The sequence below is a fragment of the Streptomyces sp. NPDC002130 genome (genome assembly GCF_040296465.1).
Lineage (GTDB): Bacteria > Actinomycetota > Actinomycetes > Streptomycetales > Streptomycetaceae > Streptomyces.
Genome location: NZ_JBEOXI010001158.1, coordinates 1 through 1111 on the forward strand (window position 1 = coordinate 1; position 1111 = coordinate 1111).

Genomic DNA, 1111 nt, shown 5'->3' on the forward strand with positions numbered 1-1111 from the left:
TCTCGACCGATCGGGCCGCGGCCGAACGGAAGGTCCCGGCAAGTGGTCGGTGCCCGCCAGCCGACTGAGACGGGCCTTGGTTATGCGGCGACCTGCGACCACACCTGCGCGTCGACGCCGTCGTCGGTGGCCACTACCCACACCGCGTCGACGAACAGATCGGCATCCCCGACCGCCCAACCCGAAGCAGACGTCCCGGTCATCGGATGACCGCCCACGAACTTGGCGCTCAGACCAGCCCGTTCGACGGCGGCCTTCACCTCGCCCTTGACGCTGACGACATCGGTGATCGGGTTGTTCGGCGCGTGCGCGGCGATGGCCTCCAACGTGGCGTCGACGGCCGGCATGGGCACGGCGATCACGATGACGGCACCGCTCTCGTTCGCCCTGCGCAATGTGGCAACCAGGTCGGTGTCGGCGTCGAAACCGTCGGCTCGGGCCGCGTCGGCGGACTCGCTGGAGCGGTTGTACCCCCACGCCTGACGGCCGGATCGGACGGCCGCTCGAAGGAGCGAACCGCCGATCAATCCGAGGCCGAGAACGCAGACTGGTGGGGCGGAATCGATCGCAGACACGAGTTCAGGTTGGCACATCGATGCTCGGACTTCACTCACTGGCACCAGGCGGACTACCGTTGCGCCATGGGTGCACAGCGCGCGGGTAACAAGAGCGCCTCTTCGAACCAGTCGGAGGAGCTTGAAGGCTTCGGTGTCGCGGTGGTCCGTGAAGAGGGGCGTTGGACGGTCAAGGCACTGACGCCCGACGCGTTGACCTCGCTCTCGGCCGCCGAAACGCAGCTGCGTGAGCTGCGAAGTTCGGGTGCCGTGTTCGGCCTTCTCGACGTCGACGACGAGTTCTTCATCGTGCTTCGTCCGGCGCCGTCGGGCACGCAGTTGCTGATTTCCGACGCCACCGCCGCCATCGACTACGACATCGCCGCAGACGTCCTCGACGCCTTGCACATCGAGATCCCCGACATCGACCCGGACGACCTCGACGATGTCGAGCCCTGGGAAGAGGGCGATCTGTCCGTGCTGGCCGATCTGGGCCTGCCGGCAACTGTCGCGTGAGGCAGGCGGAATAGACGGTTCTGTCCTCACTTGTGGGGGGC

2 protein-coding genes are annotated in these 1111 nt (G+C 66.9%); one reads left to right on the forward strand and one right to left on the reverse strand.

Going from position 1 to position 1111, the window contains the following annotated elements; all coding sequences use genetic code 11:
- Window positions 1–80: 80 nt before the first annotated feature.
- A complete protein-coding gene (locus tag ABT116_RS49245; protein ID WP_351648145.1) occupies window positions 81–575 on the reverse strand; it encodes a prephenate dehydrogenase/arogenate dehydrogenase family protein in 495 nt (164 codons plus the stop codon).
- Between the two features lie 66 nt (window positions 576–641).
- Here ABT116_RS49245 and ABT116_RS49250 point away from each other — a divergent pair, with 66 nt between their 5' ends.
- Window positions 642–1070: a tRNA adenosine deaminase-associated protein gene (locus ABT116_RS49250; RefSeq protein ID WP_351648148.1), complete on the forward strand. Its 429-nt coding sequence runs from the start codon at window positions 642–644 to the stop codon at window positions 1068–1070.
- Window positions 1071–1111 lie beyond the last annotated feature (41 nt).

What these genes read in the sequence shown, in the direction of transcription:
- ABT116_RS49250 (WP_351648148.1), top strand. Translation starts at nt 642, where the DNA reads ATGGGTGCACAGCGCGCGGGTAACAAGAGCGCCTCTTCGAACCAGTCG.